Origin of the sequence: Lentzea sp. NPDC102401, assembly GCF_044765805.1 — a bacterium.
GTDB classification, from domain to species: domain Bacteria; phylum Actinomycetota; class Actinomycetes; order Mycobacteriales; family Pseudonocardiaceae; genus Lentzea; species Lentzea sokolovensis.
The window spans coordinates 197,514-210,757 of sequence record NZ_JBIWKS010000002.1; the positions used below are offsets into that span (position 1 = coordinate 197,514).

General features: G+C 70.3%; 4 protein-coding genes. All 4 read left to right on the forward strand.

Annotated elements, in window-relative coordinates; all coding sequences use genetic code 11:
* The first annotated feature begins 6 nt into the window (after nucleotides 1-6).
* Genes ACIRG5_RS06895 through ACIRG5_RS06910 form a run of 4 tightly spaced genes read left to right on the forward strand, consistent with a single transcriptional unit; the run spans nucleotide 7 to nucleotide 13,239 of the window.
* A complete protein-coding gene (locus ACIRG5_RS06895; protein WP_402901349.1) occupies nucleotides 7-3,213 on the forward strand; it encodes an amino acid adenylation domain-containing protein in 3,207 nt (1,068 codons plus the stop codon).
* Nucleotides 3,210-6,170: a type I polyketide synthase gene (locus ACIRG5_RS06900; protein WP_402901352.1), complete on the forward strand. Its 2,961-nt coding sequence runs from the start codon at nucleotides 3,210-3,212 to the stop codon at nucleotides 6,168-6,170. Before ACIRG5_RS06895 ends, ACIRG5_RS06900 begins: the two co-directional genes overlap by 4 nt.
* Nucleotides 6,167-11,893 carry a condensation domain-containing protein gene (locus ACIRG5_RS06905; protein ID WP_402901355.1) on the forward strand — a complete coding sequence of 1,909 codons (5,727 nt, stop codon included), beginning with the start codon at nucleotides 6,167-6,169 and terminating at the stop codon, nucleotides 11,891-11,893. Before ACIRG5_RS06900 ends, ACIRG5_RS06905 begins: the two co-directional genes overlap by 4 nt.
* Nucleotides 11,893-13,239: an MFS transporter gene (locus ACIRG5_RS06910; RefSeq protein ID WP_402901357.1), complete on the forward strand. Its 1,347-nt coding sequence runs from the start codon at nucleotides 11,893-11,895 to the stop codon at nucleotides 13,237-13,239. Before ACIRG5_RS06905 ends, ACIRG5_RS06910 begins: the two co-directional genes overlap by 1 nt.
* Nucleotides 13,240-13,244 lie beyond the last annotated feature (5 nt).

Here is a 13,244-nt window from a genome sequence, read left to right on the forward strand (position 1 = left end):
GAAGTCGTGCAGGACGTGTTGCGGCGCTTGAAAGCGCTGGATCCCGACAAGCGCGCGGCCGTGTTCGCGCAGCTCGCCGAGCGGGGTGAGGACTTCGGCGTGTACCCGGTGTCGTCCGGGCAGCGCCGGCTGTGGCTGCTCGATCAGTTGCACCCCGGCAGCCCCGTCTACAACGTGCCGTACGCCTTCCGGCTGCGCGGGACCGTGGACAGCGACGCGTTGGCGGCCGCGCTGCTGGAGATCGGCCGGCGGCACGAGGTGCTGCGGACCGTGTTCCTCGACCTCGACGGCGACCCGCGGCAGGTGATCCTGCCGGAGCCGCAGTTCTCGCTGGTCGTCACCCACGTCGACGTCGCCGACCGTGACGGCTTCGTGGTCGCTCGTGCCGCTGAGGCCGCCCAGGAACCCTTCGATCTGGCGGACGGTCCGTTGCTGCGGGCCGAACTGGTGGTGTTCGACGAGACCGACGCGTTGTTGCTCGTCTCGATGCACCACATCGTCTGCGACGGCTGGAGCACCCAGCTGCTGTTCGCCGAGTGGCGGGCCGCCTACGAGTCGCGGGACCTCGGCCCGGCGCCGACGCAGTACCTGGACTTCAGCCGCTGGCAGACCGAGTGGCTCGGTGGTCAGGACGGCACTCGGCTGCTGGACTACTGGACCACGCAGCTCGCCGGGGTGCCGCCGGTGCTCGAACTGCCGACGGATCACCCGCGTCCGGCCGTGATGAAGATGCGGGGCGGTGCCGTCGAGTTCGCCTGGCCCGCCACGCTCAAGGAGCGGCTCGACGCGTTCTGCCTGGCTGAGCGCGTCACGCCGTTCATGGTGCTGCTGACCGCGTGGAACGTCCTGCTGCACCGGTACTCCGGCGCGGACGACATCGTGGTCGGCACCAACGTCGGCAGCCGCAGGGCCGAGATCGAGAACGCGATCGGCTTCTTCGTCAACACCGTCGCCATCCGGTCCAGTGTGGACTCCGCCGCGACCTTCCGGTCGTTGCTGCACCAGGTGCGGGACACGACGCTGGCCGCGCAGCAGCACCAGGACCTGCCGTTCGAACGGGTCGTCGAGGCCCTCGCCCCGCCGCGCAGCACCGCGCACCAGCCGGTGATCCAGACGATCGTCGGCATGGAGGACAGCCAGCACGAGATCTTCGCGCTGCCCGGTGTCGCCGTCGAACGGGTCGCGTCGCACTCCGGGACCGCGAAGTGGGACCTGGAACTGGGCGTCACGTCCACCGAGGGCGGGATCACCGGCCTGCTGGAGTTCGACAGCGCGTTGTACGAGCCCGCGACCGCGCGTCGCCTGCTCGGCCACCTGGAAACGCTGCTCACCGCCGGTCTCGCCGACCCGTCGTGCCCGATCGGCCGGCTGACGATGATCACCGCCGCTGAGCGCGCGCAGATCGTCGAGGACTGGAATCCACCGGCCTCCGCGCGGCTGGACGGCGTGCTGGTGCACGAACTGGCCGAGGCCTCCGCCGACCGCACGCCCGACGCCGTGGCGCTGGTGTTCGAGGACCAGCGGCTCACCTACCGCGAGCTCGACGAGCGGGCGAACCGGCTCGCGCACCTGCTGCGGGCACGCGGGATCGGCCGCGGCGACTTCGTCGGCATCAGCCTGCCGAGGTCGCTGGACCTCGTGGTGGCGCAACAGGGTGTGCTCAAGTCCGGAGCGGCCTACGTGCCGCTCGACCCGGAGTACCCGGCGGATCGGCTGGCGTACATGGTCTCCGACTCAGGCCTGCGCGTCGTCGTGACGCTGGCGGCGCTGGCCGGACGCTTTCCCGGTGTGCCGACGATTCCGTTGGACGAGACCGACTTCTCGGGCGTTCCGGACGCGCGCCTGCGACGGAGCGTGGAACCGGACGACCTGGCGTACGTGATCTACACGTCCGGCTCCACGGGCAAGCCGAAGGGCGCCATGCTGCCGCACCGGGGCGTGGTGAACCTCGCGGACGAGCTGGCCCGGATGCTCGGCATCGGGCCTGGCAACCGGATGTTGCAGTTCGCGTCGTTCAGCTTCGACGTGTCCGTCGCCGACATCATGGTCACGCTGCGCTCGGGCGCCACCGTGGTGCTGGCCGCACAGCACGACCTGCAGCCCGGCCCCGACCTGGCCCGCACGATCACCTCGCAGCGCGTCGACATGGCCTGCCTGCCGCCGACCGTGCTGCGGCTGACCGACCCGGCACTCGTACCGGGCCTGCGCACGCTGATGGCCGGCGGTGAGGCCTGCCCGGACGAGGTCGCCGCCGCGTGGGCGCCGGGCCGCCGGTTCGTCAACGTCTACGGGCCGACCGAGGCGAGCATCTGGATCACCGCCGCGGAGTGCGACGGCACGGAGAGCCCGTTGCCGATCGGCCGTCCGATCACGGGCAGCACGGCCTACGTGCTGGACGAGAACCGGGAACCGTTGCCCGTCGGAGTGCCGGGGGAGCTGTACCTCGGCGGAGTGCAGGTCGCCCGCGGCTACCTGAACCGGCCGGAGCTCACGGCCGAGCGGTTCGTGTCCGACCCGTTCAGTTCCGGTCGCCTGTACCGGACCGGTGACCTCGCGCGGTTCCTGCCGGACGGGCAGGTCGAGTTCCTGCGGCGGATGGACGACCAGATCAAGCTGCGCGGCTACCGCATCGAGCTGGGCGAGATCCAGACCGCGGTGAGTCAGCACCCTTCGGTGCGCGCGGCCGTGGTCATCGCTCGCGAGGACGTGCCGGGTGACGTGCGGCTGGTCGCCTACGCGGTGGCCGCGGACGGGTGCCGGATCGACGGTGCGGAGCTGCGGGCGCACCTGCGGCGCGGGCTGCCCGAGTACATGGTGCCCTCGGCGTTCGTCGAGGTGCCGACGATTCCGCGCAATCCCAACGGGAAGCTCGACCACCGGGCGCTGCCGAAGCCGGAGTCGGTGCGCACCGAACGGGTCGTGGTGCCCGCCGGCAACCAGACCGAGCGCGCGATCTCCGACGTGTGGCGCGAGGTCCTGCGGATGGACCGGGTCGGCGCCGACGACAACTTCTTCGACCTGGGCGGCAACTCCGTGCTGCTGGTGAAGGCGCGGAGCAGGTTGGCCGAGTTGTTCGCACGGGAGGTGCCGACGGTCACGTTGTTCACCTACCCGACTGTTCGGGCGCTCGCCGCTCATTTCGACGGAAGCGGCCAAGTGGAGACGCGGGCCGCCGGTGGCCGGAAGGCATTGCTGGCAAGGGGGAGAAAGTGACCGAGTACACCGGGCTGGAGATCGCGGTCGTCGGCATGGCCGGCCGCTTCCCCGGATCGTCCACCGTGGATGAGTTCTGGGCCAACGTGCTCGCTGGTGAGGTCGGCGTGCGCCGCTTCACCGACGAGGAGCTCGACGCCGCGGGCGTGTCCGTGGAAAGGCGCGCGGAGCCGGGTTTCGTGCCCATGGGCGGCGCGCTGGAGGGCATCGAGTTCTTCGACGCCAAGCTGTTCGGCTACAGCCCGCGCGACGCGGCCGTGCTGGACCCGCAGCAGCGGGTGTTCCTGGAGTGCGCCTGGCACGCGCTCGAACACGCCGGGCACCTCGGCGGTGGGCAGGACGTCGGCGTCTACGCGTCGGCGAGCATCGACACCTATTTGCTGCGGCACCTGTGGAACAACCCCTCGGTGCCGGGCGGGTTGCAGCCGCTCGACCTGCTGCTGGCCAACGACAAGGACACGCTCGCCAGCCGCGTCGCCTACCACCTCGACCTGACCGGGCCCGCGATCACCGTGCAGACGGCGTGCTCGTCGTCGCTGGTCACGATCCACGTGGCCTGCCAGGCGTTGCTGGGCCGCGACTGCGACGTCGCACTCGCCGGCGGCGTGTCGATCAGGCCGCCGGTGCACGAGGGCTACCAACACACCGAGGGCGGCATCCTCGCCGCAGACGGACGCTGCCTCCCGTTCGACGTGGACGCGCACGGCGTGGTCGCGGGCAACGGTGTCGCGGCCGTGGTGCTGCGCCGCCTGGAGGACGCGATGGCCGACGGCGACACGATCTACGCCGTCGTGAAGGGCACCGCGGTCAACAACGACGGTGCGGACAAGGTGGGCTTCACCGCTCCCAGTGTGAACGGCCAGGCACGAGTCATCAGAGCCGCACACGATCTGTCCGAAGTGGACTCCTCGACGATCGGGTACGTCGAGGCGCACGGCACCGCCACGCCGCTCGGTGACCCGATCGAGGTGGCCGCACTGACGCAGGCGTTCGTCAGCCCGCCCGAGGCCTGTGCGCTGGGGTCGGTCAAGGCGTTGATCGGGCACCTGGACGCGGCGGCCGGTGTCGCCGGGTTCGTCAAGGCCGCGCTCGCCGTCCAGAACGGTGTGGTGCCGCCGAGTCCGTACTTCACCGCGCCCAACCCCGAGACCGGGCTGGAGAACAGCCCGTTCTTCGTCAACCGCGAGGCACTGCCGTGGCCGGGATCGGGGCCGCGCCGGGCCGGGGTCAGCGGGTTCGGCATGGGCGGCACGAACGCGCACGCCGTGCTGGAGGAGCCGCCGTCGCCCGAACCGATGCCGTCGAGCAGGTCACGGCACCTGCTGGTGCTGTCGGCCGCGAGCGAGAAGTCGTTGGAGGAGAGCCGCGAGCAGCTCGCCGACCACTTGGCCGTTGGGGGTCAGGAGCTCGCGGACGTCTCGCACACCTTGAGGACGGGTCGGCGGGTGCTGAGGCACCGGATGGCCGCTGTCGTGGGGGAGAGCACGGCACACGCCGCGCTCTCCGAGGCGTGGATCGGCACTGGTGATCGGCGCGACACCGTCTTCCTGTTCCCCGGCCAGGGTTCCCAGTACGCGGGCATGGCCTCCCAGCTCGCGGACGAGGAGCCGGTGTTCCGGGCCGCGCTGGACGAGTGCGCCGCGCTGCTGCCGTTCGACCTGAACGAGGTGCTCGCCGACGCGGACCGGCTGACCCGCACGAAGTACACCCAGCCCGCGCTGTTCGCGGTCGAGTACTCGCTCGCGAAGCTCTGGGAACACTGGGGTGTGCGGCCGAGCGCCATGCTCGGGCACAGCGTCGGCGAGTACGTGGCGGCGTGCCTGGCCGGGGTGTTCTCCCTGGAGGACGCGCTGAAGCTGGTGGCGGCACGCGGTGAGCTGATGGACGCGCTGCCCGCGGGCGCGATGCTGTCGGTGCCGCTGGGGGCCGACGATCTGGTGCTGCCGGAGGACGTGTGCCTCGCGGCGAGCAACGCGCCGAACATGAGCACGGTCGCGGGCACGTTCGAGGCGATCGAGCGGTTCGAGGCGGGGCTGAGCGTCACCAGCCGCCGTTTGCACACCTCGCACGCGTTCCACTCGTCGATGATCGACCCGATGCTCGGCGAGTTCGCCGCGCTGGTGAGCCAGGTCGAGCTGCGCGCGCCGCGGATTCCCTTCATCTCCAACGTGTCGGGCACGTGGATCACCGCGGAGGAGGCCACCGAGCCCGGCTACTGGGCGCGGCACGCCCGTGCCGCCGTCCGGTTCAGCGAAGGACTTCGGGCGATGCTCACCGAATCGGTCACCGTGCTGGAGGTCGGGCCCGGCAACGTGCTGACCACCCTGGCACGCCAGCACGATCTCGGCGGCGCGAAGGCGTTCGGGTCGCTTCGGCACCCGCGTGAGGACAAGCACGACCTCGACACGATGCTGGCCGCGGCCGGCAGGCTGTGGATCGCTGGCGCCGAGGTGGATCTCGGTGCGCTGACGGCGGACGAGCGCAGGCGCCGGGTTCCGTTGCCCCAGTACCCGTTCGAGCGGGCACGCCACTGGGTCGATCTTCCCGGTACGGCACCGCGCGAGATCGAAGTCATCGAGGTGCTGTCCCAGGCGGCCGACACCGCTGTGGGCGGCGACCTGGCCGTGATCACCGGCATCTGGCGGGAACTGCTCGGCATCGCGCACATCGGCCCGAACGACGACTACTTCGAGCTGGGCGGGCATTCGTTGCTGGCCACGCAGATCCTCGCGCGGATCACGGCCGAGCTCGGCGTCACGCTGCCCGCGGCCGCGATCTTCGAGGCACCAACGCCTTCGAAGCTGGCAGCCAGGATCGACCAGTTGCGCGCCGACGCCGCGCCGGCGCAGGACGACGAGTTCGCGCGGCTGCTCGCCGAGATCCGCGACATGTCACCGGAAGAGCTGCGGGCCGAACTGGACCGCGAGCGGGACGCCCAGGAGATCTCCCAGTCATGACAGACCACCTGACCAGCTCACTGACCGAGGAACAGCGCCAGCTGCTGGCCCTGCGGCTGCGCAACGCCGACCGCTCGCAGCCGGTGTCGTTCACCCAGGAACAGCTCTGGTTCCTCGACCGCCTCAACCCCGGCAACCCCGCCTACGCGATCCCGTTCGGGCTCAGGCTCACCGGGCCGCTCGACCGCACCGCCCTCGAACTGGCCGTCGGCCGGGTCGTGGACCGGCATTCCGCGCTGCGCACCACGTTCTTCGAGCGTGACGGCGAGCTGCGGCAGCGGGTGCGCGACACCGTGTCGATCGCCATCGAGGTCACCGACCTGTCGGAGTACCCCGAGCGGGCCCAGGAGATCGCGCTGGAGCACGCCCGGCACGTGTTCGACCTGAGCGCGGGACCGCTGGTGGCGTTCCGGCTCGTGGTGCTCGGCGAGCAGGAGCACCTCCTGCTGGTGACCGCGCACCACATCGTGTTCGACGCGGCGTCGGCCGAGGTCTTCGGCGCCGACCTCGTCGCGTACTACGGCGGCGAGACGCTGCCCGAACTGACCACGTCGTTCGGCCGGTACGCGGCGGCCGAACGACGCAGGCTGACCGACGACGTGATGGACGAGCACCTGGCCTACTGGCGGGAGAAACTCGCCGGCAGCCCGGCCCGGTCCACCGTGCCGTCCGACCTGCCGCGCCCGGCCGTCCAGACGCACACCGGGGGACGGCACCACTTCGTCGTCCCGAAGGACCTGACCGAGCGGCTCGCCGCGAAGGCTCGTGAGCTCGGTGTGTCGCTGAACGCCGTGGTGCTCAGCGGGTTCGCGGCGCTGATCGGGCAGGAACGGGTGCTGCTCGGCATGCCCGTCAGCGGTCGCGGGCGTCCAGAGCTGGAGACGATGATCGGCTCGCTGGCGAACATGCTGGTGCTGCGGGTCGATCTGGACGGTGACTCGAGCGAGGTCGTCCGGGGCACGCACCGCGCGATCAGCGAGGCCTACTCGCATCAGGACGCGCCCTACGCACGGGTGGTGGAGGCCGTCGACCCGCCGCGCGACCCGAGCCAGAACCCGTTGTTCCAGGCCATGCTCAGCCTCACCGAGGCGCCGGCCGCACGGGTGGCGAACGGTGTCGAGTTCAGCCCGTTCGAGGTCGACAACGGCCTCACCGACTTCGACCTGTTCGTCGTTCTGTCCAGAGTGGACGGCGAACTGCGCGGGGTCCTCGGCTACAACGCGGATCTCTATCTCGGCGAGACCGTCAGCGAGCTGGGCGAGCAGTTCCTCACCGCGCTGACCGGGCTGGTGTCGGGGCAGCCGCTGAGGAACAGGGAACGGATCTCGATCGCGGCCACGTTCACCGCGGATCCCGTGCGCGAGCCGCTCGACGTGCTCAACGGCGTGCTGCGGCTGCCCGTCGACGTCGAACTGGCGCCCTACCAGCAGATCGTGCGGCACCTGCTCGCCGGTGACGGCGGCAGGCTCGCCGACGTCGTGCTGCTGCGCTGGCAGGACTGGCTGCGGCACGGCGACGCCGTAGAGGCGAACTGGCAGGATCTGGAGACCGCGGTCACGGCCTACCGGCAACGGTCGGACGCGCCGCTGTTCCTCGTCGTGTGCCCGTCCGAGCAGACGTTCGGTCACCTCGACGACCGGCTGGCGGTGCTCGCGGACCAGACCGAGGGCGTGCACGCCGTGTGGTTCACGGACTGGGCCAAGGCGCTGCCGGTCAGCGGCACGTTCGACCCGCAGGCCGACAAGCTCGGGCACGTCCCCTACACGCAGGAGATGTTCGCCGCGCTGGCGATCCTGCTGACCCGCAAGCTGCACCCCGGCGCGAATCGCCTGCACCTGCTGGAGACCGCGCTCGGCGACCCGGCGTCGCTGGCCGGCCGTGCCGCGCCCGCCATCAGGGCCGTCGCGATCGACACGCCCCCGGTTGCGCCGCGGACGAGGACCGAGGAACGGCTCGCGAAGGTGTGGCGGGAGGTGCTCAAGCTCGACGAGGTCGGCGTGACGCACGACTTCTTCGCGCTGGGCGGCCACTCGTTGCTCGCGACGCAGCTGCTGTCGAAGGTGTTCGCCGAGTTCGGCGTCGACGTGTCGCTGCACGCGCTGTTCACCCACCCGACCGTCGAGGCGCTGGCCGCGCTCGTCGACGAGCCGCAGGAGACCGGGCATCCGCTGTCGCCGGTCTCCCGCGCCAACGCTCTCGAACTGTCGGCGATCCAGCAACGCATGTGGGCGGCGACCCAGCTCGACACCACCACGACCAGGATGAACACGACGTTCGCGGTCCTGCTGCGCGGCTCGCTGGACGTTCCGGCGTTGCGCGGTGCGGTCGCGGAAGTCGTGCGCAGGCACGAGATCCTGCGCACGACGTTCGCTGAGCAGGACGGCCGGCCGGTCATGGTCGTGCATCCGGACATGGACTGCTGGCTGCCCGAGTCCGTCGGCTCGCCCGAAGAGTTCCTGGTCGAGCACACGAATCACGTGTACGACCTGGAGAACGGGCCGCTGCTGCGAGTACGGCTGGTGCGGACCGGTGCGAACGAGCACCACCTGCTGCTCGGCATGCACCACATCGTCTGCGACAACACGTCCTGGGGCGTGCTGCTCGCCGAGCTGTCCGCCTGCTACGCCCAGGGCGACCTGCCCGAGCTGGCGGTCCAGTACGCGGACTACGCGGCGTGGCAACAGGAACTCCTCACCGAGGACGCGCTCGAACCGCACCTGAACCACTGGCGCTCGTACCTCGTCGACGCCCCGTCGCAGCTGGAGGTGCCGGCGGAACGTCCCGAGCGCAACGAGACACGCCGCACGTCGTCCGAGGTGCCGGGAAAGGTCGCGGAGGCGCTCAAGGAACTGGCCCGCGCCGAGGGCAGCACGCCGTTCGCCACGCTGCTCGCGGCGTACGCGGTGGTGCTCTACCGTCGCAGCGCGCAGCCCGACGTCGTGCTGAGCGTGCCGCAGCAGGGCAGGCCGCGTCCCGAGGTCGAGCACCTGATCGGCTGCTTCACCGACCTGCTGCCGATCCGCGTCGACCTGGCCGGACGCCTCACGTTCCGGCAGATCCTGCAACGGGTGCACCGCTCGATGGTCGACGGCTACCAGCACGCCGACGTGCCGTTCTCCAGCGTCGCCCACGTGCTGCCGCGGCAGAAGGGGCGGCACCCGGTCTACCAGTGCGCCTTCAACTACGCGGACCTGCCCGAAGACGCCATGTCGTGGCCGGGGCTCGACCTCGTGCCGCTGGAGGTGCCGGTCACCAGCCTCGACTTCGACCTGTTCCTCACGCTGACGACCGAGAACGGCGAGCTGGCCGCGACCCTGGAGTACAGCGCCGACCTGCTCACGCCCTGTGGAGCGGACGAGCTGCTGGAGTCGTTCGTCTCGCAGCTCACCGAGCTGGTCGAGGCACCGGACGCGCAGATCGTCGTCGAGCGGGTCGAGTCCACTGTGGATGGCTGCCCGCTGAGCATCGTGTCGTCGCGACCGCTCGACGGCGTGCTGCCGGTGCTGTCGACGTGGGCGGACAAGCTCGACCTGCCGATGACGGTCCGCACCACGCCGGCGGGTCAGGTCCTGCGACCGCTGCTGGACCCGGAGGCCGGGCTCGACGGTGTGGAACGCGAGACGACCGCGCTGGTGCTGCGCTGGGAGGACCTGTTCGACGGCGGCGTCGGCGAGTTCGAGAACGCCTTCGCGCGGCTGTGCTCGGCGATCGAGCGGTGGACCGGGCGCACGGGCTCGGGGCTGGCGGTGCTGGCCACGTCCGAGCGTGACGAGAAGCCGTGGCCCGGTGTGTTCGGGCACGCGACCGACCGCCTCGCCCGGCGCTTCCCGGCGGTGTCCGTCGTCGACCTGCTGACGGCCGAGGGCGACCAGGACGTCGTGCTGGGCACCGCACTCGCCCGGCTCGTGCACTCGGGCGAACTGCCGGAGGACACGAGCACGACCGAAGCGCCGCGCACCGACGAGGAACGCGCGCTCGCGGCCGTGTGGTGCGAGGTGCTGAAGCTGTCGGAGGTCGGTGTCCACGACGACTTCTTCGCGCTGGGTGGCGACTCGATGACCGCGATTCAGGTGGTGTGGCTCGCGAACCAGGCCGGGATCAAATTCACCCCGGCCCAGCTCACCGCGAAGCGGACGATCGCCGAGTTGCTGCGGGTGCCGATGTCCGAGGAGCAGCAAGCGCTTGCGGCCGTGTGGTGCGAGGTGCTGAAGTTGTCCGAGGTCGGGCCGCACGACGACTTCTTCGCGCTGGGCGGCGACTCGATGACCGCCATTCAGGTGGTGTGGCTCGCGAACCAGGCCGGGATCAAATTCACCCCGGCCCAGCTCACCGCCAAGCGGACGATCGCCGAACTGTGCGCTTCGGAGGCACCACAGCAGGTCGCGAACCAGGGACCCGTCGAGGGCGACTTCCCGGCGACCGGTGCCCAGCGCTGGTTCTTCGAGGCACTGGCGACGTCGATGGTCGCGCCCGCCCACTTCAACCACCCCTACTACCTGCAGTTGCGCGTCCCGGCCACGCCGGAGCAGTTGGAGCAGGCCACGAACGCGCTGGTCGCCCACCACGACGGAATGCGTCTGCGGTTCCGGCGTGAGGGCATCGACTGGCACGCCTCGCACGGCCCGGTCGAGGGCGCGATGCCGTTCGTGTCGTTCGACGTCTCCGGCGCCACCGACCACGAACAGGCCATCGAGGACCACCTCAACGAGGTCCACCCGACGCTGGACGTCGCGGACGGCCCGCTGGCCAAGGTCGTCCACTTCGGACTCGGCGGGCACGGGCCCGACCGCGTGATGGTCATCTGCCACCACCTGGTCACCGACGGCATCTCCCGCAGCCTGATCCTGGAGGACTTCCAGAACGCGCTGCGCCAGGTCCTCGCGGGCCGCAAGGCCGACCTCGGCCAGAAGACGACGGCGTTCAGGGACTGGGCGCTGAAGATCGACGAGTACGCCCGCGGCCCGAAGCCGTTGGAGGAGCTGGAGTACTGGGAGCGCCAGGCCCCCGGAACCGAGGAGATCACCGCCGACCTGCCCGGCCGGAACACGTTCGGCGTCATGCAGGACATCCACACGACGATCGACGCCGAGACCACCGCGCGCCTGCGCGAGCTGGCCAAGGCACACCAGGTCGGCGTGAGCGACCTGCTGGTGTGGGCGTCCGTGCGGATGGCCTCCGACCGGTTCGGCAGTCCTGAATGGACGATCGCGACCACGGGACACGGCCGGGAGGCGTTGTTCGACGGCCTCGACCTGTCCCGCACGGTCGGCTGGTTCCAGGTCATGTACCCGGTCCGGCTCACGCTGCCCGACGCGGGCGACACGGCCGCGATCGTCTCCCTCGCGGACCAGCTCAGGCGGGTGCCGGTCAACGGCATCGGCTACGGCCTGCTCCGCTACAACAACCCGGATCCCGCTGTGCGGCAACGCCTGGAGACGCCGAACCCGCAGCTGACCGTGAACTACGCCGGCGCGTTCGGGTTCACCGACCTCTCCAGCGCCGACGAGCTGTTCGACCTGTGCCAGTCCGAACTCGGTGTCCTGCAGGACAAGGGAACGGTGTGGCCCGGCCGGATCGACGTCGTCGGATCGCTCGTCGACGGCCGGATCCGCGTCGAGATGAACTACGGCACCGAGATGTACCTGCCCGAGACCGCGCGCCGGATGCTCGGCGACATCGAAGAGCTGCTTCGCCGGCTCGTTGACCAGAACAGGATGAGGTAATGCCCAAGCCTTCGGGATTCGGCGCGTTCACGATCATGTGGGTAGGACAGCTGCTGTCCGCGCTCGGCACCCGCATGACGAACTTCGCGCTCAGCATCTGGGTGTGGCAGCACACCGGTTCGGCCACGGCGATGGCGCTGATGATGTTCTGCGGCTTCGGCTCGACGGTCCTGTTCAGCCCGATCGCGGGCAGCCTGATCGACAGGTGGAGCCGCAAGACGTCGATCATCGTCAGTGAGATCGGGTCGATCGCCGTCACGTTCATCCTGCTGGCGCTCTTCCTCACCGACTCGACCCAGCTGTGGCACCTCTACCTCGTGAACGTGCTGACCGGCGCGTTGCTCGCGATCCAGGGGCCCGCGTTCGGGGCGACCATCGCGCTGATGATGGAGAAGGGCAAGTTCCTGCGGGCCAACGCGATGATGTGGTCGGTCAAGAGCTTCCCGGTGATCTTCGCGCCGGCGTTCGCCGCCACCCTGCTCGGGCTGACCGGCATCAAGCTGATCCTGCTCGTCGACGGGCTCACCTACGTGGCCGCGATCATCACGGTGCTCGTGGTGACCATCCCGCGGGTGCCGGGGCAGGACCGCGAGAAGACCACCTTCTGGCAGGACTGCGTGTTCGGGTTCCGCTACATCGTCGAACGCCCGCCGCTGCTGGCCGTGCAGATCGTGCTGTTCTCCATCAGCCTCCTGGCCGCGCTGGCGTGGGCGTTGATCGTGCCGCTGGTGCTGGCCCGCACGCTGGGTGACGAGGGCACGCTCGGCCTGGTGCAGAGCATCGGCGCGGTCGGTGGTGTGCTCGGCGGTACGTTGCTGGCCTTCATGAAGCCGCCCCGGCGCAAGATGCTGGTGGTGCTCGGCGCGATCCTGGTGTTCAGCATCGTCGGCCGGATCCTCTACGGCGTCGGTGACGGCCTGATCGCGTGGGCCGCGGCGATGTTCTTCGTCGAGCTGACCATCCCGTTCATCGACGGTCTCGCGCAGACCATCTGGCAGGAGAAGGTCGACCCCGCGGTGCAGGGCCGCGTCTTCGCGGCGCGCAACTTCTTCGAGAACCTGTCGGTCCCGATCGGTTTCGCCGCGGCGGGCCCGTTGGTGGACAAGGTGCTGGAACCGGCGATGCGCGGAGACACGGCACTGGCCGACACGTTCGGCTGGCTGGTCGGCACCGGACCGGGTTCGGGCATCGGGCTGCTGTTCGTGGTCGTCGGCGTGCTCGGCGCGGGTGTCGGTGTCGCGGGCTTCTTCAGCCGCAACGTCCGCGAGGTCGAGACCCTTGTCCCGGACCACGAGCCGGAGCCGGAAGCCAAGCCGCTCGACCGCCAGCCCGCGCTGGCCGACTGAGGAGC

What these genes read in the sequence shown, in the direction of transcription:
- ACIRG5_RS06905 (WP_402901355.1), top strand. Translation starts at nt 6,167, where the DNA reads ATGACAGACCACCTGACCAGCTCACTGACCGAGGAACAGCGCCAGCTG.
- ACIRG5_RS06910 (WP_402901357.1), top strand. Translation starts at nt 11,893, where the DNA reads ATGCCCAAGCCTTCGGGATTCGGCGCGTTCACGATCATGTGGGTAGGA.